30 protein-coding genes are annotated in these 24,767 nt (G+C 40.5%); 26 read left to right on the top strand and 4 right to left on the bottom strand.

What is annotated here, in order from left to right; translation table 11 throughout:
• Positions 1-100 precede the first annotated feature (100 nt).
• From FN960_RS08960 to FN960_RS08885, 16 genes are all read left to right on the top strand, one after another.
• Positions 101-697 (top strand): phage scaffolding protein, encoded by a 597-nt coding sequence (locus FN960_RS08960; protein WP_143848360.1) that lies wholly within the window; start codon positions 101-103, stop codon positions 695-697.
• Between the two features lie 21 nt (positions 698-718).
• On the top strand, positions 719-1,669 hold the full coding sequence (locus tag FN960_RS08955; protein ID WP_221936801.1) for a phage capsid protein: 951 nt from the start codon (positions 719-721) through the stop codon (positions 1,667-1,669).
• 65 nt (positions 1,670-1,734) lie between these two features.
• Positions 1,735-2,187, top strand: a complete 453-nt coding sequence (locus FN960_RS22795) for a putative Ig domain-containing protein (RefSeq protein WP_185970979.1) — start codon at positions 1,735-1,737, stop codon at positions 2,185-2,187.
• Positions 2,187-2,588 (top strand): head-tail connector protein, encoded by a 402-nt coding sequence (locus FN960_RS08945; protein WP_143848359.1) that lies wholly within the window; start codon positions 2,187-2,189, stop codon positions 2,586-2,588. Before FN960_RS22795 ends, FN960_RS08945 begins: the two co-directional genes overlap by 1 nt.
• Positions 2,585-2,926: a putative minor capsid protein gene (locus FN960_RS08940; RefSeq protein WP_221936800.1), complete on the top strand. Its 342-nt coding sequence runs from the start codon at positions 2,585-2,587 to the stop codon at positions 2,924-2,926. Before FN960_RS08945 ends, FN960_RS08940 begins: the two co-directional genes overlap by 4 nt.
• 6 nt (positions 2,927-2,932) lie before the next feature.
• Entirely contained in the window at positions 2,933-3,250 is a 318-nt protein-coding gene (locus FN960_RS08935; protein WP_221936799.1) for a minor capsid protein, read from the top strand.
• On the top strand, positions 3,250-3,660 hold the full coding sequence (locus tag FN960_RS08930; protein ID WP_143848357.1) for a minor capsid protein: 411 nt from the start codon (positions 3,250-3,252) through the stop codon (positions 3,658-3,660). Before FN960_RS08935 ends, FN960_RS08930 begins: the two co-directional genes overlap by 1 nt.
• Complete coding sequence (locus tag FN960_RS08925) at positions 3,653-4,108, top strand: phage tail tube protein (RefSeq protein WP_143848356.1); 456 nt, start codon at positions 3,653-3,655, stop codon at positions 4,106-4,108. The genes FN960_RS08930 and FN960_RS08925 overlap by 8 nt, the downstream gene beginning before the upstream one ends.
• Before the next feature lie 115 nt (positions 4,109-4,223).
• The gene (locus tag FN960_RS08920) at positions 4,224-4,688 is read left to right on the top strand and encodes a hypothetical protein (protein WP_143848355.1); all 465 of its coding nucleotides are present in this window, start codon (positions 4,224-4,226) and stop codon (positions 4,686-4,688) included.
• Positions 4,689-4,696: 8 nt separating this feature from the next.
• A complete protein-coding gene (locus tag FN960_RS08915) occupies positions 4,697-5,296 on the top strand; it encodes a Gp15 family bacteriophage protein (RefSeq protein WP_143848354.1) in 600 nt (199 codons plus the stop codon).
• Positions 5,296-9,483, top strand: a complete 4,188-nt coding sequence (locus tag FN960_RS08910; RefSeq protein WP_143848353.1) for a tape measure protein — start codon at positions 5,296-5,298, stop codon at positions 9,481-9,483. The genes FN960_RS08915 and FN960_RS08910 overlap by 1 nt, the downstream gene beginning before the upstream one ends.
• On the top strand, positions 9,480-10,280 hold the full coding sequence (locus FN960_RS08905) for a distal tail protein Dit (RefSeq protein WP_143848352.1): 801 nt from the start codon (positions 9,480-9,482) through the stop codon (positions 10,278-10,280). The genes FN960_RS08910 and FN960_RS08905 overlap by 4 nt, the downstream gene beginning before the upstream one ends.
• Before the next feature lie 13 nt (positions 10,281-10,293).
• The gene (locus FN960_RS08900) at positions 10,294-11,883 is read left to right on the top strand and encodes an SGNH/GDSL hydrolase family protein (RefSeq protein ID WP_143848351.1); all 1,590 of its coding nucleotides are present in this window, start codon (positions 10,294-10,296) and stop codon (positions 11,881-11,883) included.
• A gap of 29 nt (positions 11,884-11,912) precedes the next feature.
• Positions 11,913-13,976 (top strand): phage tail spike protein, encoded by a 2,064-nt coding sequence (locus tag FN960_RS08895; protein WP_143848350.1) that lies wholly within the window; start codon positions 11,913-11,915, stop codon positions 13,974-13,976.
• Positions 13,976-14,188, top strand: a complete 213-nt coding sequence (locus FN960_RS08890) for a hypothetical protein (RefSeq protein WP_143848349.1) — start codon at positions 13,976-13,978, stop codon at positions 14,186-14,188. Before FN960_RS08895 ends, FN960_RS08890 begins: the two co-directional genes overlap by 1 nt.
• Positions 14,189-14,265: 77 nt before the next feature.
• Positions 14,266-14,799 (top strand): hypothetical protein, encoded by a 534-nt coding sequence (locus FN960_RS08885; RefSeq protein WP_143848348.1) that lies wholly within the window; start codon positions 14,266-14,268, stop codon positions 14,797-14,799.
• 31 nt (positions 14,800-14,830) lie between these two features.
• On the opposite strand, the gene FN960_RS08880 is transcribed toward FN960_RS08885, so the two are convergent.
• Positions 14,831-15,502, bottom strand: a complete 672-nt coding sequence (locus tag FN960_RS08880; protein WP_143848347.1) for a hypothetical protein — start codon at positions 15,500-15,502, stop codon at positions 14,831-14,833.
• Positions 15,503-15,653: 151 nt separating this feature from the next.
• Here FN960_RS08880 and FN960_RS08875 point away from each other — a divergent pair, with 151 nt between their 5' ends.
• The 6 genes from FN960_RS08875 (at position 15,654) to FN960_RS08850 (ending at position 19,254) form a co-directional block, all read left to right on the top strand.
• Positions 15,654-15,971 (top strand): hypothetical protein, encoded by a 318-nt coding sequence (locus FN960_RS08875; RefSeq protein ID WP_143848346.1) that lies wholly within the window; start codon positions 15,654-15,656, stop codon positions 15,969-15,971.
• A 49-nt stretch (positions 15,972-16,020) separates the two neighbouring features.
• Positions 16,021-16,287, top strand: coding sequence for a holin (locus tag FN960_RS08870; protein WP_143848345.1), 267 nt, complete (start codon positions 16,021-16,023; stop codon positions 16,285-16,287).
• A gap of 1 nt (position 16,288) precedes the next feature.
• On the top strand, positions 16,289-17,287 hold the full coding sequence (locus FN960_RS08865) for a peptidoglycan recognition protein family protein (RefSeq protein WP_185970978.1): 999 nt from the start codon (positions 16,289-16,291) through the stop codon (positions 17,285-17,287).
• 173 nt (positions 17,288-17,460) lie between these two features.
• Entirely contained in the window at positions 17,461-18,270 is an 810-nt protein-coding gene (locus FN960_RS08860) for an ATP-dependent DNA ligase (RefSeq protein ID WP_143848343.1), read from the top strand.
• Positions 18,271-18,635: 365 nt separating this feature from the next.
• On the top strand, positions 18,636-18,974 hold the full coding sequence (locus tag FN960_RS08855) for a YhjD family protein (RefSeq protein ID WP_143848342.1): 339 nt from the start codon (positions 18,636-18,638) through the stop codon (positions 18,972-18,974).
• A gap of 64 nt (positions 18,975-19,038) precedes the next feature.
• Positions 19,039-19,254 (top strand): LexA family protein, encoded by a 216-nt coding sequence (locus FN960_RS08850; protein ID WP_143848341.1) that lies wholly within the window; start codon positions 19,039-19,041, stop codon positions 19,252-19,254.
• 250 nt (positions 19,255-19,504) lie between these two features.
• On the opposite strand, the gene FN960_RS08840 is transcribed toward FN960_RS08850, so the two are convergent.
• Positions 19,505-19,888: a hypothetical protein gene (locus FN960_RS08840; RefSeq protein WP_185970977.1), complete on the bottom strand. Its 384-nt coding sequence runs from the start codon at positions 19,886-19,888 to the stop codon at positions 19,505-19,507.
• A 677-nt stretch (positions 19,889-20,565) separates the two neighbouring features.
• On the opposite strand from FN960_RS08840, the gene FN960_RS22790 reads away from it, so the two are divergent.
• From FN960_RS22790 to FN960_RS08830, 3 genes are all read left to right on the top strand, one after another.
• Positions 20,566-20,742, top strand: a complete 177-nt coding sequence (locus FN960_RS22790; RefSeq protein ID WP_185970976.1) for a hypothetical protein — start codon at positions 20,566-20,568, stop codon at positions 20,740-20,742.
• 427 nt (positions 20,743-21,169) lie between these two features.
• Positions 21,170-21,532, top strand: a complete 363-nt coding sequence (locus FN960_RS08835) for a hypothetical protein (RefSeq protein ID WP_143848339.1) — start codon at positions 21,170-21,172, stop codon at positions 21,530-21,532.
• An 89-nt stretch (positions 21,533-21,621) separates the two neighbouring features.
• Positions 21,622-22,107 carry a spore coat protein gene (locus tag FN960_RS08830; protein ID WP_143848338.1) on the top strand — a complete coding sequence of 162 codons (486 nt, stop codon included), beginning with the start codon at positions 21,622-21,624 and terminating at the stop codon, positions 22,105-22,107.
• Between the two features lie 455 nt (positions 22,108-22,562).
• Here FN960_RS08830 and FN960_RS08825 read toward each other — a convergent pair whose 3' ends face one another.
• Together FN960_RS08825 and FN960_RS08820 are read right to left on the bottom strand one after the other, a co-directional pair.
• Complete coding sequence (locus FN960_RS08825) at positions 22,563-23,750, bottom strand: MFS transporter (RefSeq protein WP_185970975.1); 1,188 nt, start codon at positions 23,748-23,750, stop codon at positions 22,563-22,565.
• 80 nt (positions 23,751-23,830) lie between these two features.
• On the bottom strand, positions 23,831-24,112 hold the full coding sequence (locus FN960_RS08820; RefSeq protein ID WP_143848336.1) for a transposase: 282 nt from the start codon (positions 24,110-24,112) through the stop codon (positions 23,831-23,833).
• A gap of 165 nt (positions 24,113-24,277) precedes the next feature.
• On the opposite strand from FN960_RS08820, the gene FN960_RS08815 reads away from it, so the two are divergent.
• A complete protein-coding gene (locus tag FN960_RS08815) occupies positions 24,278-24,754 on the top strand; it encodes a hypothetical protein (protein ID WP_143848335.1) in 477 nt (158 codons plus the stop codon).
• The last annotated feature ends 13 nt before the right edge of the window (positions 24,755-24,767 follow it).

Raw genomic sequence — 24,767 nt, 5'->3', positions numbered from 1 at the left:
AGACGTTAAACAGGGCTATTTATTATGTCCGCAGCTATGCGTTAACTAGCTATCCTATCGTGGACAGTACCACGTAAAACAATGTGAGGAGAGTGCAAGTATGAAACGTGATTTTCTGAAAGAATTGGGATTTGAGGATGATGTAATTGATAAGATCATGGCCGAGCATGGTAAGTCAGTGCATGAGCATAAGGTCAAAGCCGATAAGGTGGATGGTCTTGAAAGCCAAATCGCTGATTATCAAGGGCAATTAGAGGATCGTGACAAGCAATTGCAAAAGCTTGGGGACGAGGCAAAAGGGAATGAAGAGCTTACTCAGCAAATCGATGCACTAAAGCAAGAGAATGATACAGCGAAAGCTGAGTATGAGGAGAAGTTGAATCAACAGGCGTTTGATCACACGTTAGAACGTGCCTTATCTGGTGCCAATCCTCGCAAAGGTAAGGATGGCGAAACAGGCAAATCATTAAAAGCGATTAAGTCCTTGCTAGATATGGAGAAAATCAAGCTAGATGGTGACACGCTATTAGGGCTTGATGATCAGTTAAATAGCCTAAAAGAAAATGATTCTTATCTATTTGAATCAGAGGAACAGACACCGCCCACGCCCAACTTTGTTAACGGTGGTAATGCAAACGGTACGAGCAATAGTGATCCAGTTGACCCGTTTGCTGCAAAGATGGCCAAATACAATTAAAAACAGAAAGAGGTAGAACATATGAAACATAAGACAAGTCTAATCCCTATGAATCTGCAGACATTCGCGGCTGGGGAGAATAATAACCAAGCTGTACGTAGTTATCAAAAGCAATTTAAAGAGCTATTGCAAGCCGTGTATCAAAAGCAAGCATACTTCCGTGAATTCTTTGGCGGTGGTGTTGAGGCATTAGATGGTGTAACCCACAATAAAACGGCTTTCTCTATTAAAACAAGTGATATTCCGGTTGTAATCGGCACAGAGTACAACAAAGGAGCTAACGTAGCATTTGGAACTGGTACAAGTAGCTCTACTCGTTTCGGTGAGCGTCAAGAAATCATCTACACTGACACGGATGTACCTTATGACTGGGAATGGGTTTTTCATGAAGGTATTGACCGCCACACTGTAAACAATGATTTTGCTGCTACTATTGCTGATCGTGCAGAGTTACAAGCACAAGCAAAAGTACAGTTGTTTGATAACAAAGGTGGAGAGTTCATTTCTAAGATTGCTGATCAGTCTCTAATTTTAGAAACTATGTCTAACGAGGCTGTATTGAGACTGTTCAACCAGCTTTCCAATGCCTATGTGAACATGGAAGCCGTAGGGACGAAGATGGCGTGGGTTAAACCTGAGCTGTACAACGCTATTGTAGATCACCCTATTACAACCACTGCCAAACGTTCTGGCGCTAACGTTGATGATAACGCCATTATCCGCTTTAAAGGGTTCCAAATCAAAGAAGTACCTGAGACGAAATTCCAAGAGGGTGAGCTTGCGTACACTTCTATTATTGGTGTAGGTAAACAGTTCACGGGTATTAATACCTCTCGTACTATTGAATCTGAGGACTTTGACGGCGTAGCGTTCCAAGGTGCTGGTAAAGCGGGAGAATATATCCTTCCGGCCAACAAAAAAGCGGTCATTAAGGTTGTTGATGGTACGGTGGGGGAGGATCAAGCCTCGTAATTCAATCTATGGAAACAACGACTGACGGGGCAGTCATTGAGTTTAACTAAAGGAGGTATAGCCAAGTGGCTAATACATTTAGAATTTATAAAGAAGACGAGGTTATAGCTGAAGGGGATTCCCCTTTGGCTATTACTGGTGTTGAAGCAGGAACAGAAGTAACGGAGGGAGCCTATCAAGCTGTGAGGCTAGATGGTGATGAAGAGAGTGAGAGAGTGGATATTCCCGCTTTCTCTACTCTTGCTATTGAGGTAGAAGGAGTGTCACTATCTCCTAAGACGTCAACAGCAGAAGCGGGTACGTCTGGCTCCCGTAAGCTAACCGCTACTGTTTCACCTGAGGATGCAACGAACCAAGACGTTTCTTTTACCATTGAGCCTGAGACGGACGGCCTTGCAGTGAATGAGACAGGAAATATCACTTGGACTGAGGATGTTCCTGCAGGTAGCTATGAGACAACCGTTACCGCTGGTGATCAATCTGATAGCCACGTACTTACTCTTACGGAGACAGAGTAATGGCTTATCTGACATATGAAGAGTTTCAAGAGCTATCAGGGTTAGATCATATCACGGAGGCAGAGTTTAAGAAGCGCTTGCCAAAAGCCTCTGCCATTCTTAATGGCGCTACCAACAACTTCTATCAGTACCGTCCGATGGAACTGGATAACCCATGGCGTGTGAATTTATTTAAACAAGGTCTATGCGCTCAGATTGAGTATTTCAATGTATTAGGAGCTACAACCTTCGAGGAGATAAACAACGCACCACAGACATTCTCAGCAGGTAGGACGAGCGTATCTAACGCCAGTCGTTATAATCCGAACGGCGCCAACGAGAGCAAGCCTCTCATTGCTGAGGATGTGTTTATCTACTTAGACGGTACAGGGTTGTTATATAGCGGGGTGAGCGTCAAATGATGCCGAAACCCCCGCTTAACTTCTTAATTGATTCATTCGATTATAAATACCTAACGGGAAAAAAAGATAAATGGCAAAAACCCGAGTATAGTGAGCCAATGACAATCAATTTTTGCCGGATCGATAGAGGCCCATCTTACTCATCTTCATCATCAGGCAAGCAACTGCTATATAATGCACTGATATTTTGCTATGAAGGCTTAACGGATCCACTACCTGAATTTAAGGTTGAATCAATCATACATTTTGATGGGCAAGATCACACTGTGACAAGAGTTATACCAGTCTACGAAGCCTACTCTAAGACAATTTATGCTTATGAGATAGAGGTGGTTTAGGTGAAAATGCAAGTGCGTTTTAACGGTGTTAAGAACAAGTTCAATAGTCAGGCTCTTAACAAGGGGCGCACTGCAGCGGCTAACCAGATGCTTGCAGACATGAACAGATTTGTTCCTAAGGATGACAATATCCTTAGAACAACAGGGCATGCGACAACTAACGGTAAAGACGTTCTGTGGAACACTCCTTATGCTGCTCGGTTATTCTATATGCCAATGTACAATTACACTACACCAGGAACTGGACCACGATGGGATTTAAAAGCAAAAGGTATGTTTATGAGTGACTGGATCAAAGCCTATACGAAAGGAGCAGGGTGGTAGTGGATTTTGTTGATAGGTTAGTAGACGAGGTAAACGAGATCGTACCTCATGAACTTGAACTAAGTACAGGCTATCTAGGTACTGAAGAATCATTTGTCGTTTATCCCCTACCTGGTTCAAAAACAGTTGAGGAGTATATGGATGGTACCAAGGACCGCGAATTAAATTTTGAGTTTGCTATAAGGTCCAAAGATCAACAGAAGGCATCAAATACACTCTGGACTGTTCAAAATCATTTAGATGAATTGATATTACTAGATAGTTCAGATGAAAGCTTTTCATTTGAGAGTATTGAGATAACGAACACACCCTTCATCAACAATGCTGATGATCAAGGATGGTTCGTTTTTTTATTAGATATACAAGCAAAAATAACGGTCATTAAAGAGGAGGCAACAACAAATGGGTAAAAAGAAGAATGCTTTACGTAAGCACTATGTACAGGATTATGTTCCAGGAGAAGAAACACCAGGTACGGATTGGTTACGACTTGCTAAGTCAATTAGCTCAATTGGTGATGATACACAGGAGGCTACAGAGGAGCAAGCATGGTATGACGGAGACGGAACACCTGAGACAGAAATCACCTCTGTTGCTGAAGCTTATACTCCGTCAGGTCACTATGATCCAGACGATCCTGCACAAGAGCTTATTGCAGGTAAAAAGCGTAAAACCGGTGTTGGTAGAAAGGTATGGCATCGTGTAGTTTCATCAAACGGTAAGAAAGAATGGGTAGGTCGAGCAACAACTTCAGCTATTATTGCTGGCGCTGGTGATGCTAGTGCATTTGAAGAGTTCAGCTGCAATATTCGTTTTGATGCTATTCCTGAGGAAACATTAATTCCTGAGGGGGAGTAATGGCCCCGAAGGTTGAAGATATTCAGCCTTCATCAGATGGGGCAATTGTAGAATTACATTGATCATAAGAGGCGCTCTATTGGCGTCTCTTTTATAATTATTGGAGGTGTATCACATGACAAAAGCTATAAGTATTGAATTAGAACGTTCGGGGTTTCCTATAAAGATCGGAAAAGTAGAGCTGTGGTTTGATAGTTCGGTTGAGAATCTACGTAGGTTCTTTGATGTTGAAAATATAGCTAATGAAAAGCTAAAAGAAGCACAGGAGAAAGCAAAACATATTCATTTTCCAGCTGATATTGATAAAGATAATATTGAAACAGTAGATGTGGCGACTGTTGATGCAGCTATTGATGTTAACAAGGAATTTGTTGCTGCTCAGTATGATATTTTGTTCGGTGATGGATCATTCAAGAAGGTATACGCTGAATTTCCTGATTTCATGGCGTTAGAGAATGCTTTAGATCCCCTTGGCATTGCTATAAACGAGCGAATTGATGAGCAATTAAATGAACGAACTAAGAAAGCAAACGCAAAAAAAGAAATGTATTTGAAGAAAAAAGCCGCTAAAAAGAAGTAGGTGGCAATATGAGGTTAAACGACCCTCTCGTTACGTCATTTGACTACAACGAGGTTAAATACAATATAGATTTAGCGTTTGATACCATTCTGGATGTATTCGAAGTACTTACAGACAAAGATTTACTTGATTATGAGAAAGCTGAAACATGCTTAGCCCTCTTAATCGATGATGAGCTAGCAGTGGATCCGGAAGATGATAGTTATACAAGATATGTGATAGACCTCTGGAATTATATTTTTGATGAATTTATTCATACAGAACAAAAGCAAGTAATTGAATATGACCTTCTTGGTAATCCGCTAGAAGTGGAAGAAGAAGAGGAGGAGCAGGAGAAATTAATGGACTTGGAGCAAGACTCTGAGTTCATTTTTTCGTCGTTCTTACAAGCGTACGGATTAAATCTACATGAGGCGCAAGGTAAGCTTCAGTGGCGTGAATTTCAAGCTTTGCTTAATGGACTACCTAGCGACACTATCCTGAAGCGAATTATTGAAATTAGAGCATATGAGCCGAGTAGCCATGACACAGCCGAATACAAGATGCAAATGGAGAAGTTACAAAAACGTTTTGCTCTACATGACGTTGAAGAAGAGGAGGAGGATTAATGGCCGATGGCACAGTAAAGATAACGATAGAAGTTGATGGTAAACAGATATCTATTGCTGCCAAAGAGCTGGATAACCTCAAAGCCTCTGCTGAAAACTCAGGAAAAGGGATTAAATCTGCTGAGGATAGCTTAAGTGGACTATCAAATAAAAGCTCAGAAGCAGGTCAAAGCGCCAAAGGTGCTGGGGATGCAATCGAAGGTATGGGCGACAGTGGCGAACAGGCGGGCAAAGGCTTAAAAGGTGCTGAGGGTGCTGTAGATAGCCTTGCTGATAGTAGCGAGAACGCTTCCTCTAGCGTCAAGGGTGCAGGAGATGCGATTGAGGGATTAGGAGATAGCGGAGCTGATGCAACCAAAGGTGTAGATGGCGCTGGTGGTGCTGTAGATGGATTGGCTGATAGTAGCGCAGGTGCTGAGTCGAGCGTCAAAGGCATAGGCGGTGCTGTAGATGGTCTAGGTGATAGTAGTGAGAATGCATTCGGTAGCGTCAAGGGCATGGGCGACAGCGTATCTGGCATGGGTGAAGATGCTGGGGGTGCTGCAGGTGGCGTTGATAGTGCTAAACAATCAACGGAAGGATTGGCTGATGGCGCAGAGAAGGCCTCCAAATCTACAAATAAGCTTGCCGTGGCATTCGGGGTTATTGCTGTAGCTGCAGCTGCATGGAAATTAATCAGCAATTCATTAGATGATGCAATCACAAGGTTTGATACATTAAACCAGTTTCCTAAAGTACTAGAAGCACTTGGCGTTTCCTCTGAGGAAGCTGAGCAAGCTATGAGTAATCTATCCGATGGAATAGACGGGTTGCCGACCAAGTTAAATGAAATTGCCTCCACAGCTCAGCGTATGTATACATCGTTTGGTGATATGGACGAAGCAACTGATTCAGCTATTGCGTTAAATAACGCTTTATTAGGATCGGGGTCAAGTGCCGGACAAGCTCAACGAGGTACCGAGCAATACTTAAAAGCGCTACAAACAGGTAAGTTTGAAATGGATGTATGGAATACCCTTTCTGAAACGATGGATGTTGGACTTGTGAAGATAGCTGAGAGTTTCGGTTATGCAGGGAAAACGGCTAAAGGTCAATTGTATACAGCCTTGCAAGAAGGAGAAATTACACTTACTCAGTTTAACGATAAGTTAATTGAAGTTGGTACCGGTACCGGTATCATGGCCGATCTTGCAAGAGAGAACAGCTTAGGTGTAGCTACATCATTTTCAAACTTACAAACAGCAGTTTCTCGTGGTGTCGCTAATAGTGTTGCAGCTATTAATACGTTGTCCGAAGAAGTAACAGGAAGCGGTATAGCCGAAAACATAGACGGTATGAAAAATATCGTGAATGCTTCCTTTAAAATAATCAATTCGGCTATAGAAAGTTCTACACCGTACATCGTAGGTTTGAAAGAAGCTATTCAACCGCTAATGCCCATTGTTTCTGCTCTATCACCAGTATTCACAGGTTTAGCTATTAGTCTTGGGGTAGTAACCGCTGGAATCATTGCTAAAACAGTAGCCATGAAAGCATATGCCATTGTAGCAGGAACAACTACATCCATTAATACGGCATTTGCTAGCACTATTACCGTTATGACAATTGCAACAAAAGCTCAAACAGCAGGGTTGGCGATTCTCTCTACGGGATTGAAAGCATACAACGTTATCCAAGGTGTAGCTTTTATCGCTACAGGGTTAATGACAGGAGCTATTACCGCATCAACTGTGGCAACAACAGCCATGGCAGTGGCGGTGCGAGTACTAGACGCAGCCATTAAATTCGCTCTTGGTCCTATTGGATGGATTATTGCTGCATTAGGTGTTTTAGTTGGTGCTGTAGTAGCTTTAGTTGGTTGGTTTAATAAGGCTACAGATGAGGGAGAGCGATTAGGCGCTGCCAATGAAGCTCTAGCATCAAAGACACAGGCATTGAACGATTCCATAGAAGGCTCCACGTCTTCTTACGAACGGAATCAGTCAAGAATCATAGCCAATGCGGATGCAACAGAAGAATTAGCAAGCAAGGTAGAGGACTTAGCTAATAAAGAGAACAAGTCAGCTGCTGAGAAGGATTTACTCGCTTCCTATGTTGAGGAATTAAACGGATCCATGGAAGGGTTAAACGTCCAGTATAGCGAGGAAGCTGACGCACTGAATATGTCGTCTGAACAGATGGCCGCACGTATCGCCTTATTTAGTGAGCAGGAAAAAGCGCAGGAAGCTCAGTCGCGTTTAACGGACATTCTGAGGGAGCAAAGCGAAGTAGAACAACAACTAGCAGAAACCAACGAATTGCGCGAGGAATGGAACGAGAAGCTAGCAGACGGGTCCGTAAAAGCAAGAGAGCATAAAGATGCCATGGAGGAGTTAGATACTCAACACGACTCCCTCATTGAGAGTCAACAAGCGCTTGGTACTCAGTATGAGGAAACAGAACAACAACTAACAGCTTCTATTGAAGCGGTGGCAGATGCAACAGAAAAAGGGACAGAGCGTCAACGGATCTTGTTCGAGGATCTAGCGGAGAGTCAACAAGCCACTGTAGAGAGCATGAAATCAACGTGGCAGGATTATAAAGACAGCGCTACGGACATGTTCAATACCCTGAGTGATGAATCAGAGACAACCATTGCCGAAATGACCGAGAACCTCAAAGAAAACCAACGGATAATGGGTGAGTGGGCTGATAACATTGCTAAACTTGCTGAACGTGGCGTAGATGAAGGCTTACTTGAAACATTGAGAGCTGCAGGTCCATCTTCTGCAGGTCATGTTAACGAATTAGTTAATGCTTCTGACTCAGAGCTACAAGGACTAAGTGAGGCATTCTCTAAAGGCGGGGATGCTGCAACTGATGCATTGAGTACATCGCTAGGCATTGAAGAATCAGGAGTCATGGATGCCATTGGCCACCTCGTAACCGGTGCTGAAACCTCACTAGCTGATCAAATTGCCGCTTCTGACTTTGAATCCATTGGTGGTGCCATTCCAGAGGGCTTAGCTGAAGGAATTGCAGATGGGACAGATAAGCCGGTGCATGCTACAGATGATATGGCAAATCAGGCAGTTTCATCCGCTGAGGCAGCACTTGAAGTAAACAGCCCATCCAGAGTATTCAAACGTATGGGTGTGTTTATACCTGAAGGGTTGGCTCTTGGAATCAGTGAAGGAACTGACAAGGTCATGCAAGCTGTTGAGAAAATGGTGGCAGAAGTAGCTCAAAGCAGTAAAGGCATGTTTGATGGCATGGCCAATGATTATAAGGCTGGTGTATCAGCTGCACAAAATGTCTTGAGTACATTGATACCACTTACACAGCGAATCATGGCACAGAACACTAGCGCTATTCAGGCAGGATCAAGGCAACAGGTATCAGTCATGCAACAATCGTCACAAGCCATGGTCAACGCTTATAGAACAATGCCTGTTCAACTAAACCAGCTAATGGTCCAAGCAATGAACCAAATGAACCAAACCGTACAAAATGGATCCAGACAGCAATTAGACGTATTGCGTCACCTAGTCCAAGCTCAATTGCAAACAATGCGCCCGCTACCCCAGCAACTGGCTCAGATTGCATGGACAGCAATGGAGAGTGTCGTTAAGGTTTATCAGAATGGGGCTAGGCAGCAGATTGCTACTGCTCAACAGACAGCGAGTGGCACCAGAAGCGCTTTTAACAACCTCCCGTCTCAATTGAGAGAGGTTGGCGTGAATTCCATGCTAGGTCTTAACAATGGTCTAAACGCAGGGAAAGAGCGCGTGATGAGCACAGCGAGGGGTATAGCCAATCAGGTAGCCTCAACCATGAAGAGTGCTCTTAAAATCAATTCTCCATCTCATCTTATGCGAGATGATGTAGGACGCTGGATTCCAGAGGGGATAGCAGTAGGGATTGAGCGTCACAAAGATTCAGTATTCAAAGCGATTAACGGTATATCAGATGGTGTGAGTGGTATGAGAATGGCAACACCAGAAGCAGTCCTTGGGGCGAATATGAGCCGAGGACTATTTGGCATGTCAGGAAGTACGACAAGCAACGTCACTAACCAGTCAACTAAGTATGAGCATGGCGATATCGTGATCCAACGAATGGAAGTAAGAGACGATCAGGACATTGCCAAGCTATCAAGAGAGCTAAAGAGATATGAAGCTATGCAAGCGAGGGGGATGGGGATTTGATTACTTTAGATGGTCATACAGCCGAAGAGTTAGGCTTGAGGATTCATGCAGAGTTCCTTGAGCCTGCTCTCCCCTCAACCAATGATGTAACTGTTTCAATACCCGGCATGCACGGGGCCCATTACTTTGGGTCTGATTTTCAGCCAAGGGAAATCAATATACCTATTTCCCAAACCGAACAAGAAACTAGAAGGGATTCTTACCTAACGTTAAAAAAATTGAAAAAAGTGCTGTTGGATGGTACTGGTAGACCGAAAGAAGTAAAACTGATCATTCTTACACAACCTGATGTATACTATAAAGTTCGCTTTCACGGATCTATGTCTTTGCAAGAATTATTCCGTTTCAAAAGGTTTGAGCTCCCTCTTATCGCGTATGACCCTCATTCTTACGCAGTCGTTAAGCAGGATGAAGTGACGTGGGGAAGTATGGATATAACTTTTGAAAATACACAGTTTTTAATGGGACATTTAGGTGTTAGTGCGCAGCGGATTATAGAGAACACCACCATAAATTATACAGTGGACGGGTTAAATTCCTCCCCGTTAATACGGTTAAGTGGAACAGGTGAAAATGTGCGACTTTCTGTTAATGGTAAAAGCCTGACGATACCAAATTTAACAGGGACATTCAATATAGATACATCTAATTATACAGTTGAAAGAAACGGAGAAAATGCTTTGCACTTGATGAGCGGCGACTTCCTTGCTTTTGTAGAGGGAGTCAACAGGTTGGAGATAAGTGGTTCTAATATGAATTTTGCATTCTACACAGATATTAGGAACAAATACATGTAAGGGAGTTGAGGGGATGCCTTTAAATAAAATTCAAGATACAGACAAATTAAAAGATGGAACAGATAAGATAAACAAGGCGATTGACTTAACAAATGCACTTAAGCTTCAGTCAGATGATGCACAGGATCAGCTAGTCAAAATTATGACCGAAGGGGTAGAAGTAAAAGATGAATCGGTAAATAAAAAGAAATTTACACCTCAAACGAAAGATATCATTGTTCATGATATTGAAAATAAGACGCATCCATTAGGAGTTACGAATTGGATTGCTGATAATTCAACATTGTCTATGAATAACGGTAGATTAATCACAACAGGAACTGGTGGAGTATTCGCAAGGACTAGGTCATACCTTACGCAGAATCCGTCAGTTGGAGATATTATTTTTTTTAGAGTGAAAGCTAAGGTTGAAAATGGAGATGCAACAAACATTAGAATCCTCATTAGAAATGGTAATAGCGGGACGATATTCTTAAATCATATGTTAGAGAATCCATCCGCTAATGTGGAATACGATATTCTGGCTAAAGCAACCATAACGGAACCTGTTTCTAATATTGGGATGAGTATCGTTATAGATCATTTATATTCAGGATCTTCGGCAGGGAAAAGGATGGAAATATCTTTTGCTTTTGTCGAAAACCTTACCAAACTCTATCCATTAGAGTTCATTCCGTCTACACAAGAGTTTAAAGTGCAGATGGATCAATCACTTAATCTTTTTAAGGCTTCGGATGTATTCAAGCGTGTAATGATACTAGAAAAAAAAGGTATTGAGCTTAAATTTAATACTGAAGAGAATGTAAACAGCTCAATAGTGGAGTTCATAGAGCATCCTAATGGAGATAAGGAGTACAAAACAAGAGATGTTTTGAAATATCCGCAAAGTAAAGTGTGGGGTCACGAATACCTATACGGGTGGTATAAAAAAATTGCAGAAGACGAGAACCTTGTCATGACATGGGCAGGGGATTCGACAACTGCAAACTCTGGAATAAGTGACGTAAGCTATCACCGTAACAATTTAGGGAAAAAGATATTGACTCTTGGAGGCTATGAAAGCGAAAAAATTACATCTTTAAATCGAGGTTTCGGGGGTAGACATACGGGAGATTGGCTTGCTGATTATCTTGACGGGGATATAGCTTCAAATCCCGACTTATTAGTGTTGGGTTATGGTTTGAACGATGGAGGTACAAACTATTTTCCGGGGACTACTATTACACAACGAGTGCAGAGTTTTGAACAACGACTTAGAGAAGGTCTCGGGAGAATTAGAAGGAACCATACATTTCCTAGTGGCGCAAGTTACAATAGAAATGCCGATCAACTTTCTATCATTATCTGTACACCTGTTAGCACAAATAACGAGAATAACAGTCGAACACCCGAAAAATGGCATAACTATATTCGTCCAGTTATTCAAAAAGCGTGTCGAGACTTCCAATGTGCTTTTGTTGACTTAGCGGCACATCAATACGATAGAAAGTACAGCTCAGCATGGAGCACGAGCGGCGATAATGTTCATCCTGACCATGTATCTACCGCAGATTATATGAGCGTATTTAAAGATATTCTCATGCCTTACACCTTGCAAAAGTAAAGTGTGTTTGTTGGAAAGGAGGATTATTTTTGATAAAAGTATATGACCGTAACATGCGATTACTCGCCCACCTCAAAAATGCATACAGTATAGGATATGAGACGCCTCTCAATGAAATTTGGAAGGCGTCTTTTTCATTGCCCTTGGATGACCCTAAGAATCAGTACTGCAAGCATTTTAACTACATTGAGCTATTCGATGGTGAGAAGAGAGTAGATCTGTTCCGTATCATGCCGGCACGTACATTTAAAAGTGTAGAGGCCCGTAAAGTGGACTATCAATGTGAACACGTTCTAGCCTGCCTCTACGACGATGGCATAGATGACTACGCGCAGTGGACGAACCTTCGTACAGAGGTTGTACTGAGAGGGATGCTTGAGTATCAAGAGGTGAAGCGGTGGGAGCTAGGAAGGTGTGAGATTACCCGCTACTTTCATTATGGCGTAGAGAAAGAGGATCTATTGCCTACCATCCTATCTGTAGCCAGACCATTTAGAGACCCCTTCCAGTGGACGTGGGACACCACTGTATTTCCGTGGAAGCTGAACCTTGAGAGAGGGAGCACTCAGCTAGTCGGTGAGGCTAGGTGGGGGAAGAATGTCAGGGGGATAGAGAAAGAGTCTGATCCACTCCCTATGGCTACTCGCATATATCCATACGGCTACGGTGAGGGTGTTAACCAGTTGAACATATCCAAGATCAATCCTACAGGTAGACGGTACGTAGAGAACGCCGCAGCTGTCGCAGAATACGGCATCATTAAGTATCACTGGGTTGATCGTCGCTTTGAGGATATCGAGTCCATGTATGAATCCTCTCTAGCCAAATTAGATGAACTGAGCAGACCTAAAACCACATACTCAGTTGATGTTGTGGAACTAAAGGCATTAGGTGATCTGACTCGCTTCGATGTAGGTAAGATTGTTGCCATTATAGATGAGGATTTTGGACGTGTTGAGGTACGAGTGAGGAACTATAAGAAGCCTGATGTAACAGGTAAACCACACGAGGTATCGCTTGAAATTGGCGATAAGCTAGATGACACCGCCACAACTAACGCAGACAGGGACCGCAGACAAAAGACAGAGGAAACCTACAGTCAAGGCTCTACGAATATGCTGCCGTACAACTACGCTGATAACTGTGATCCTCAGAACCCTGCAAAGATCAGGTTCTATCTGCCAAGCGATCTAGTCAACGTGAATACAATGATGCTCAGCTATCAAATTGATCCGTTTAGAGCTTATTCTAGAGCTATTCAAGGAGGCGGGGCCTTAGTTGATTCCACTAAGGCAGGTGGCGCTATCGTTAAGGCTACGGAGTCAGGAGGGGCTACAGTCCGCTCAACTTCTTCTGGAGGCTCAGTTGTTAAATCATCAGGTTCTGGTGGAGGTAGTCAACAAACGTCTAGTAGCGGTGGGGGAACGAGCACAAGTACAGCGTCAGGAGGCGGCACAAGTCGTTCTACCAATAGCGGAGGAGGAGCAGCAACAACAAGCGGATTTTCTAACCCGGGTTTCTACGTAGTTAGTTCTGATCCGTTGCCGTTTGGCGGGACCCCTCCTTATATGGATCACGTTCACTCTGTTGAAGTATCTGGACAGCTTAACCATAACCACACCGTAAATGTCCCTAGTCACTCGCATGAATTTATAGTGCCGGCGCATACTCATGATTTTAGTACGCCTAACCATTCACATACAGTCAATATACCTAGCCATACGCATGAGATTGATATACCCAATCATACTCACAGCGTAGATATCCCGGCGCACTCACATGAGGTTAGATTACCTGATCACACTCATGAAATAGAATTACCTGACCATACTCATGAAATTGAGCATGGTATTTTTGAGTTTAACCGCAGGCCATCCTCAGTACAGATAAGAGTTGACGGTAACTTAGTACCTATTAATAGTACAAGCGGTTCTGAAATTAACATAATCCCTTATCTATCAACAGATAGTGGGGGAAGGATCCAAAGAGGAGCATGGCATGAGGTAACAATCACACCTAATGAATTAGGAAGAGTCACAGCGGACGTAATCAGCCGATTATTTATCCAATCAAGAATAGGAGGAAACCATTAATGACAATACTAGAAGTGGTTACGCATAGCGGGGAAAGAGTCGAGGTTGAGGTTGAGGAGTATAATGCTCAGGAATTAAACAATAAGATTAACGATCATGATATTAATACAATTGCTTTAGGAGATCATATTTTTTCTCGCATTGAGTTTAAGTTTGTAAGGCCTGTAAAAAAAGAAACTGAACTAGGTTATTCCGATTTGGAAAACACATAAACAAATCACAACTTTTCTCCCCTATCTTATGTATTACATGGTAAAGTTTAAGTATTATATTCAAGGGGAGAATATTAATGAAGAAGATTATGATAACGTTAGCTTGCTCAGTAGCTCTTGTTGCATGTTCGCAAGGAAATGAAGAACCTTCTGAAAATGAGGAGGTAAGTGCTGCAATGGCTGTAGATAGTGAGCAGATAGACGAGGAAGTAAATGAGCCACTAGAAGAAGCTAAGGAAGAACCAGAAGAGGAAATAGAAGAAGCTCCAGAAGCACCAGAACGGACAGTTGAATTAGATGGAAGAGAACCGTGGGAATCTTATAACACAACGGACATTCTAGCTCTAGCTAAGGATGAGACGGTTTTCATCATGGATGATGCTGAAGCATTGGAAGATGAAGTGATTATAGTCTATGAGAGTGGTATTCAAGATAGGTTCTGGCATGGATATATAAATGTATTCGTTATGCAAACGGAGCCTTACTACCCTGAGCATGATGAGTATTTCGACGAATTACGAGAAATTGGGGATTTAATCCTTGAAGGCGAATTAGATACGGTGCCTGTTCGTATGAGGGAAGCGCAGGAACTAAGAGAATCAAACATGTAAGCTCTCCTAATCTAGGAGAGCTTTTTTCTAATTACCTGATGTGATGATTGTAAAAAGAAATGTAAGCATTTAATGCTTCAGTAGTTGATGGTGGCAATTTTCCTTCTTGACCATAACGATTTATTATTGTGATTATATCTTCTTCTGAAGGGAGCGTAATTTCCTGGGGGTTGCTTAACTTAGTTAGGTCAGTGAAAACACCAATTTCTGTGATTAGTAAATCTTTATCATATTCTGTTGAGTATTCAGGTAATTCAGCTCTTAACCAGTTGTGGAAATCATGGAGCTTTTTAAATGCTTCAACTTTAAAAAATCCCTTAATTAAATTCTGGAAGTCTAAATCATTCAATTCTAGTTCAGATGCTACACTAATGACTTGATCTAAATAATCTTTTTTTATTTTCGCATCAGTTGATACTAAAACATCACCTATAGATAAGTTGGTGACCGTATGTGATAGTAGAGGCTTGGCTAGTTTTTTTACGGATTCTATAGTCGCATAAGCTTCGTTTATGGCTTCTTGTAACTCTACTGAAACACCTCCGCCTTTAAAACTCTTTAGTTTATCTAGGTGAAGAAAACATACTGTTAAGGAACTGGCAATGATGGAAAGTCCCATTGCTGTATTGTTCCCCTGCCAACCAAATGCTAATGAAGGCACCATTATTAGTAATACTGATACTGTAGGCTTTAACCATGACATAAAGAAAACCACCTTTCATATATATGGAAACCTTATGGTTGAATAAAGTCAAGAAAAACTATTAAAGAAAGCTCTCCAACCGGAGGGCTTTTTATTATGTCTTTGAAAGGGGTGATTACCTCATTCCACTTTCACTATATAAAAAGGGAGGATGGGTACCATTGTGGACGTACTAACAGAGATTGCAATGAGCCAAGTCGTATGGTCAATACTTTGTATACTTCTTGCTGCAGGAGTTATTAGAGAGCAACGAAAAGAGAATGTAAAAAGAGAAAATGATCTTATTGCTCTCTATCAGCAACACTGGTCGCAATCACAAGAGAGAGAGGCAGCGTTATTACAACATTTAAAAGAGTCTAATGATGCACAAAATGAGATTGGAAAGACGCTTAAACAGATCCGGAACAACCTTGGTTCACTCGAAGAACGTGTTGAGAAAATGGAGAATCGCCAGTATGGGCGCGGCTAACTAGTCGGGCTATTTTTAATGTCAAAAAACTAAATAGGAGATGAACAACATGAATGAAATCTTATTGTTATCCACGTTAATTGCACCAATGGTCACAGGAGTTGTGCAAGCTGTAAAGGTTGGCTTTACGCTTTCAAAGAACTTTCTACCTCTAATCGCTATGGTCTTGGGTATTGCGCTTGGTTTTTTGTCTTATCCATTTAGTGATATAGACGCTGCCTCAAGATTGTGGGCTGGGGGAATTGCAGGATTAGCGTCAGTTGGTTTATTTGAGTTAGGAAACAGCCGTAAAGGCGAAACGAAGGAGGATGTATAATATGACTAAAATACATGATATTCGCCATCGCACTAAGGGTGGTAAGAGTAAACGCGCATTATCCAGAGTAAATAGGCTTGCGCGTCACCATTCTGGAACTGAGGATGGAAATTACTCAGCATTTGATAAGCGGTGGTCAGGTGTACTCGGATGGAAAACAGGGGGCTATCATGAAATTATCTTACGAGATGGCTCCATTGAGCTCTGTTACGATCCTGACGTCATTACAAATGGAGTGGCTAATCATAACACCGGAACCTATCACATTTGCTTAGTTGGAAATGCATCTTTTACTGAAGAGCAAGAAAAGACTTGGAACGAACGTGCTGCTCATTGGAAGAAGCGTTTAAACATTCCATTAGTGAGTGTTTTAGGACACCGTGAATTTCAAGGGGCTTCCACAGCGTGCCCTGGTATCAATATGGATCAGGTTAGAAAGGCACTATTGGAAGGCAATACGTATACACCACCTAAAGCTGAGGTTAAGCCTGAAACAGTCACTGCACCTGCTCCAGCTAAGCCAAGAACTTTACGCTTAAACACTAACAACATGATGAGTGGCGAGGATGTCAAAACGGTTCAACGTGCAGTAGGAGCCAAGGTAGATGGGTGGTATGGTCCTAACACCGAAAAAGCGGTACGAGCTTATCAGTCTTCTCTAAATCTTGATGCTGATGGTATTGTTGGTGCTCTTACATGGGAGGCAATTGATACTGGTCGTAAGCCTGAGCCTAAGAAACAAACTTCAGCTAAGCCAGCACCTAAGACAAAGTACACACTTCCAAGTGGTGTCCTTAGACGAGGAAGCAAAGGAAATGCTGTGAGACAATTACAGACAGCCTTAAACGCTGCTAACTTCCGCGTGGATAATGTCGATGGTGATTACGGTCCTAAGACACATGATGCCGTAAGGCGTTTCCAATCTGTGTATTTACCACGTGAAGTTGATGGAGTTTACGGTCCTAATACAAGACGTGCGCTTGATAAGTTAGTGAATTAGATGGTATATTAATCATACGCTTACTTTTTGCCGGAGAGCGTCGTTTGTAGATTTTAAAATTTAAAACATCCACGGAGAGAGTTCAACCATTGGTTGGGCTCTTTTTCTTACCATTATTTATACATAGAAACTCCTCTATATCAGCCTTACAATATAAGTAAGGGGTGGAGAGAATGTTTGTATCACCGATGTTACTACAATCGATCCCTGAGCCTCCTGATGACTCAGAGGACTATATAACAGAGCTTAAGCTAGATGGGCATAGAATGATTGTAAGTCGCTTCAACGGCAAGACCAGACTATATACACGCCACAGAAACGAAGTCACCACCAAGTACCCTGAGATAGCCTCAATAGAGATAGAAGAGGGAACGATATTAGATGGTGAATTGGTTGCTCTTGGAGAAGATGGTAAGCCTGATTTTGAACTCCTCCAGCAACGATCACGCTCAAATAAATATGAAGCAAACCTCCAATTCGTTGCTTTTGATATCCTCTATCACAGAAGGGAGAAGGTGACGCACAAACCCCTCGTACTTCGCAAAGAACTTATACCTACCGTTATCCCTCACGATCAATCCTCTATCGCTGCACATAATTACATCCATGGTAATGCCTCAGCTTATTATGAATTAGTCGCACAAATGGGATTAGAGGGGATTGTCGTTAAAAATCCGCATTCATCTTATAAGATTAACACCAGGAGCAAAGAGTGGCTAAAGGTGATTAATTATCAATACGCTGATGTATTTATTACTGGCTATCGCAAGAGTGAATTCGGCTTGCTGTTGACTGATGCGGAGGGTAAGCCGTTAGGGATCATGGAGCATATGGGGCCTAGGAAAGAGTATTACAGTAGGGTGAAGGATTTAGAGGATCAAGGGGAATTTGTTAGGCATGAGCCAATAAGGTGCCAAGTGAAGTTCAGGAACTATACGAAAAATGGGTATTTGAGAATACCTGTGTTTGTGTCATTTATCTAAAGTATTCTTAATATATAACTATATTTACTTTTATTGAATAATCTGATAAATTAAATTAGAGTGAAATTGCGTGGTTTCACTCTGCGGTCATTTCTATCAGGTCGCCTCCTGGTAGCCCTCTCTATAGAGGGCTTGACCAATTATATACCATTTGCTAAATTTGTTTTATCGAGGATACTCCTTTGATATAGGTGGCGAGAGTCTTTCCGTATGGAGGGGCTCTTTTTATGTTCTTTGCACGCAATCCTCAGCAGACTCATAACTAAAGTAATAGCGGTTCGACAAGAAAAGACATAAGATTTGGAGATATATTCTTGTTGAATAAAGAACTAACGTTCGCATATAATATGGTTGAGGTGATTATAATGGCTCTTACTGATGATGAGCTCGTAATCAAATACATAAAGTATGCAACAGCTAGAAACGTCATGAGTCGTAAAATAAGAGTGAATGGCTCTGATCGGATGATACAAATTTCCAATATGATTGGTGCTGATATTCATGACCTGAAAAAGGAGCTTCATTACAAAAATATAACCATTGTTAAAGCTGAAGCAAATGCGTCTATATTCTATGGTTATACAGTTTATAAAAACGGTTGGAGATCAGAACATCAGATGATGAAGTCAATTATCCAAACTGATGTTGATCAAATAATAAAAGAAGCTGCAGCAGCTGTAGATAAAAAGTTAAAAAAGAAATAGCAAATTTTTTTTGTTTATAGATAGAACGTACGTTTGCTAAAATTATAAAGAAAAGGGTGATTATATGAGTCTCACAACTAAGCAAGAGAAAGTACTCATGGCCATAAAATCTTTTATTAATGAAAATAATTTACCTCCAACAAGCAGAGAATTGTGCGTCATTCTAGGTATCAAATCAAGCTCCACTGTTCATGGACACTTTGTTAGACTGAAAGATAAAGGCTATATTGATTGGGAAGAGGCTAAACCCCGTACAATGAAAGTATTAAAAGGTGCTTGAATATGGATGGGATATTAAAGCGCGCAGCTGAGACCAAACAAAAGATTCAAATCATTTACATGGACAGGAATCAGAGAATTACTCAGAGGTTTGTTACGATCCGCTCCATGGATGATATTAATATTGATTGTTACTGCCATTTAAAAAAGCAGAGGCGGATATTTAAAAAAGAGAACATCTTGTCCGCCTCTGATATAATAAGAAAAAGAGCATAAGAGCCAATGGGGCTCTTTTTTGTTGCTACCATTACCTAAGCTACAGCAGGCGTCGGCCAAAAGAATAAAGAAATCCCATACGTAATAAAAGCCAGCACCCAAAACGACGAATGTCCCGTTTTCATAATGTACCCAAACGGCCTAACCATCCGCTCATCCGCTTGAAGAACCTTTAATGCATGTAAAAGCGCAGTCATCACCGTAATGATAAGGAAAATATTAAAAAGCTCCGCCGCCGCAACCAAACTAGCGGTAAACAGCGTTTGCAGTCCCTCCGCAAACGACCCCAGATAAATCCAACCCACTAAAAACGTCATGAGTAATGACGGAACCAATACATTTTGCCGAACGAGCATCGTGACGATAATCAATACCGTACCAGCGAGATACATCCAGTGTGCCAGTGTAAGCTCGACCATGGTGACCCTCTCCTCTTTGAACTTAGTACATTAGCCTATGTGAGAGAGGGGGTGGGGGTGACAGGATAGGAAAGGATTGATAAAGGTGTTAATGGAAAATGGAGTCCATTGCTTAATATAAAGAATTCACAATAAATTTATATGATTGTTATACCTTAATCCAACAAGTCTCTCAGATAAAGAAGCTCACCGCCTGCAAACGGAATAGCTTACGGAGGTGGCAGTTAATCTCAGGAGAATGATATGGAGCAAGTGGATAAAGGCGCAGTTGCTCATTTTTACTGAGGGTCAGCTATAGGTAATTGCTGAAAAGTCTTAATTTGTTCACAGGCAGCAGAGGATTGTAGTGCATTTCAAGAAGAATGAGGAAGGCGCAGAAGTATGAGCGGGAAGGTTTAGTTTTTTAATTTGACTACTACTTGTTTTCACCTTGTCCCTTTTCTTCTGAACAACGGCAGCGCCCATAAAGCTAAGTCCCGCGAAGATATTGAAGAATCTAACTGGAGTTGGATAGAAACATAATGGCTCCAAGCACAAGAAATAAGGTAGCTGCTAAATAGTATAAGTTGGTTCTCATTATTGATAGTTTGAAGGAGCGTCCGAACGCAGAATTGGAATTTTTTTTCGTATTACTAAGCGTAAGACCTTCTGTTATAATATGGGTGGAGGGGATCAATATGGAATATAAAATAATAAAATTACCTTATGTTACGACTGATAAAAGCCGTCAAAAATTAGCTGACATTCTCAGTGAAGAAGCATCGAATGGTTGGGTGTTAGATCATTTACTACATCCATATATGTTATTCGGTTTCACATTTGGCGATCAATCGGCAGTTCTGAGAAAAGAATAGTACATAAAAAAGAGGAATAATTTTAGATTAGTTCTCTTTTTACGAGTAGAGGAATTAATGACTAGAGCCTAAGGGGGCTCTTTTTTGTTTCTACAGTAAGTAATAAGTGTCGTGAGGGTTCCTTGCAAGTATAAAATTCAATCTTCGCCTTTAAAATTTCTAAGTTTTTTTACATGCAGACAAAATATCATTAAGTTTCTGAAGTGAATTCAGCATTTCCATACTATTTCATTTAGACAAACGATAGGTCAGTGTCCCTTCTAAGTCAAACTTCTAAACAAACGTCCCACCGATACATCATGCCCAAACAACTCAACTTTTTTTAACATATACTATCAAGAAATTCTGTGGAAATCAGGAGTTCATTTTTAATTACATCAGCCAAGCTATTTATGGCTAGAACATGTAGAGATGGAGGGAAAGCACAATGAAAAATCAACAAGATCTTATTGAAGTAGTGGTTGGAAAAATTTTGGATAAACACAATGTGTCGATGGCAACCGATCTTTCTTCAAGAGACAAATTGAAAGTGAAAAGCACAGTGTTAGATATCCAGACAGAAGTGGACAAATTTTTAAGTAGTATAGATATGGATACTGTTGGTGGTGCAACAGATAGCCTATTTGAAGATCGCTTTAAACAGTCTCTGACAAGCAGACCAAGTGTGCAAGAAGAAGCTATCGAAGACATTGAAGATGACTCAACCAGCTATTATGAGGAGCCACAGGTTGCACGAATTGTTAGAAGACCTGTGAATAAATTTAATAATCGGAATAGAAGAAGATTTTAAATTTAAGTAAAACAATTAATCATCGAGTCCAAGCATTACATTTTTTAAAACATATTCTAAATTAGATCATACCGAAAGGGGGATTACAAATGAGTGAACAATTTACACCAGAAGTAGAACTAGAGGTTAGTGAAAAGAAAGACAAGAAAGAAAAGAAGTGGTCTGCACTAGATCCTCGAGCATGTCATCCAATGGATAGAGAAGGTGACCTTGTTCAAGAGGCGAATCAAGTAAATAAGACAGTTCAATTGTCAGAGGAATATATCTTAATTAAAGATTCTTGTGACGTTACTGTTAATTCAACAGATACAAAGGCTGCTCTCTCATTACAAGCATCTTTACAAACAGCTATTGCATTAGTGATTAGTATTTCTATTGCAGATAGTGAAAAGGCAGAAAAAATTACTCAAGAGTTACTTCAAAGCTCAAAAGTGAAACAACTAACTTATCAAAAGACAGTAGTTGAAAACTCGAAAAAAGTAGATGTGACAACTACAGATACTCAAATCGCGGTTAATATTCAATTATTACTTCAAATTCTATTAGCTCTTTTGGTAAAATTAGATATCCTATAATTATTGTAAAGAGGGAGTACCCCTCTTTATACATATAATATCGAGATGTACTTAAGGTACATCTTAAATTAGTTACTATGTCTTTGTAGTCTGAGGGGGGAAACGTGGGTAAACTAGGGAATTATTGGATGTATGCCGCATTTTTCGCGAGTTTTTTCTTATTTATAGGTTTACTCTTTGACCAAGTTTGGTTAAGTGCGATGTTTAATTGTTTGGCGGCACTCACTTTATTTTTACTTACAATACATACTTATTTAAATCAAAAAGTTAAGAAAAGCTCGTTCCTATTAATTATAATGGGCATAATTATTACTATGTTTGCAGTTGAGGGAATTATTGAGTTTCAGAGTTATTTCAGGCATTTCAATATTAATCTTAATAAATAATCTCCAAAGAATGAAAAGTGAACCTCAGTTTTCATTCCTGATGTCACTTTTTTAAGTTATCTCGTCTAATTATCTTTGCTCCATCTTCCCAGAGATTCTTCTCCCAAATAAACAAGCACTAATACAAACTAGCGCTAAGATCATCCAATAATAGTATGTTTGGTTGTTAGTTTGAAAATAGTCATAGGTGCTTCCACCAAAGACATTTCCAAGGGCGCCACCAATTGCCATTGAAAGGTTTGAAAAACCAAGAAATATACCTAAAGTAGCAGATGTGGCTTGGCTAACAATATAGGAATGGAAGGTGGGTTGCATTAACATCAAGCTAAAGGCAATGCCTATTAAAGATACAATAAGGCTTATCGGGTGTTCGTAAATAAATAAAGGAATAAAGGTGAGTGTTAACACTAGATATCCTAAAATTAAAGCAGTATGTGTAGATAAAGCTTTTGTATAGCTGGTGACAAACAACTGACCGCATACAACTAGAATGGTCACTAATGTAAATAGCCATCCTGAGCTTCCAGTTAATCTAGTAGCAATAATAGGGTACGTTAAAAACAATTGCTGATGGATGAAATGAAAAGGAATCATTAGCACAATCATATTTAACAATGTACGATTTTGAACAATACGTCGAATACCTTCAGAAAAAGAAATGGGTTCAGTACGTTTTGTTTGTTTAATAGGAATAAATAATAATGTGCATCCTATAAAAATGAACAACAGCCCTGAGATCACGCTTAAAATGGGAAACTGATCTACGCTAAAAAGTAAGCCGAAAAGGGGTCCTAAAATAATTCCGGCATTTCCGGTAACATTAATGAATGAAAAAAGTTCTCGATGTAATGGTTTTGGTTGATTGTACACTAGCAGAGACTTTAATGCGGGACTAAACAACGCTCCACCTAATCCACCAATCACAGCCATAATGAGTAAAGATGAAACAGATGAGGCAAACCCCAGACCAGCAAATCCAATACCACGGCATAAAAAGCCTATAAACATCATTTTTTTATATCCAAACACATCTCCAAAATATCCGCCAAACATCATAAAGCCCTGCTGACCTAGTAAGCGCAACGCGAGTAGAATTCCCGCGAAAGTCAGCGAGTAGCCTAAATGTCCTGTTACGTATAATGAAATAAATGGAACAAACATAAAAAAACTAAATGTAAGGAAAAATTCTGTTGCAATTAAAATGGTGGCTCTCCAACCATACTTATTCCAGATTTTTAAGTTGGTTAAGTGAAACAAATATCGATCACTTCTTTCTGAACTCGAAATAAATCTGCAATAAAAGCATATCATATTTGACTTGCTTACATGTACTAAACTTAATCAAGAAGAGAAAGAAGCAATTTATAAGGGATGAACAAGATTAAATAGCTAGCTGATAGTAACACAACACCATTTAAGAAAAGAGCATGGATGTTAGTCATAAAAACAGTATGATTAACGATGATTTCAAAAACGGAGGCAGCTGCAATACTTGAAAAAACGAGAAAGCTTGCCAAAGCCAATCCATCATAAATGAAGCTAAGAACTTCCCACTTTCTTCGCGTTACCACCATAATAATTGAAATGAGTAATTGAATGATAAATACCATAATCGTCATGTAATAACCCCTCTTTAATCAATCGTACGGATAGTTTTAGCAATAAGCAGGGTTGTATGTATTGGAAATTTTTTAGGACACTTCATAAAATCTTGAGAATGTATTTATAATTTCTTTAGATTCATTCTTCATGCTATAGATAAACAATATTGTTGGAGTGTTTATATGAGAAGAATGTGGATCGTTGTGTTGGGTGTCATTCTGTCTGTAACAAGTGTATTTATACTCCATTCGTTTGTAGTGGAGTCAAAGGAAGTTAATCGTGATATGGCAAATGAACAGCTCGGCGAGATTTTTTTAGGAGGTAATATAGACGAACTCGACCCCTCCAGCATTAAGGAGCTTCCTGATCAAAACGATTCATCGTATGCTAGCTTCACGTATTATGACATGATATTTTCTGTAAATGAAATTAATCAAATCATTTATGTTTCCACATTTCATAGGGGAATTAAGACAAATGAAGGGATATCAGTTGGAGATCATAAGAATAAAGTAATGACTCAATACGGATCAGACTATCATAGTGAAACAAACAGTGATCAAGACCTCATTTTAAGCTATCTGGATAAACAAGCAGAGATACGGTTTTGGTTAGATGAAAATGGTGTGATTTATTTTATTGAGCTTAAAAAACTCTAGGAAAAAATAAAAA

The sequence above is a fragment of the Alkalicoccobacillus porphyridii genome (assembly GCF_007293315.1).
Classification (GTDB): Bacteria; Bacillota; Bacilli; order Bacillales; family Bacillaceae_D; genus Alkalicoccobacillus; species Alkalicoccobacillus porphyridii.
Note: the sequence above shows the minus strand (reverse complement) of the source record. Positions and strands in the feature narration are given on the sequence as shown.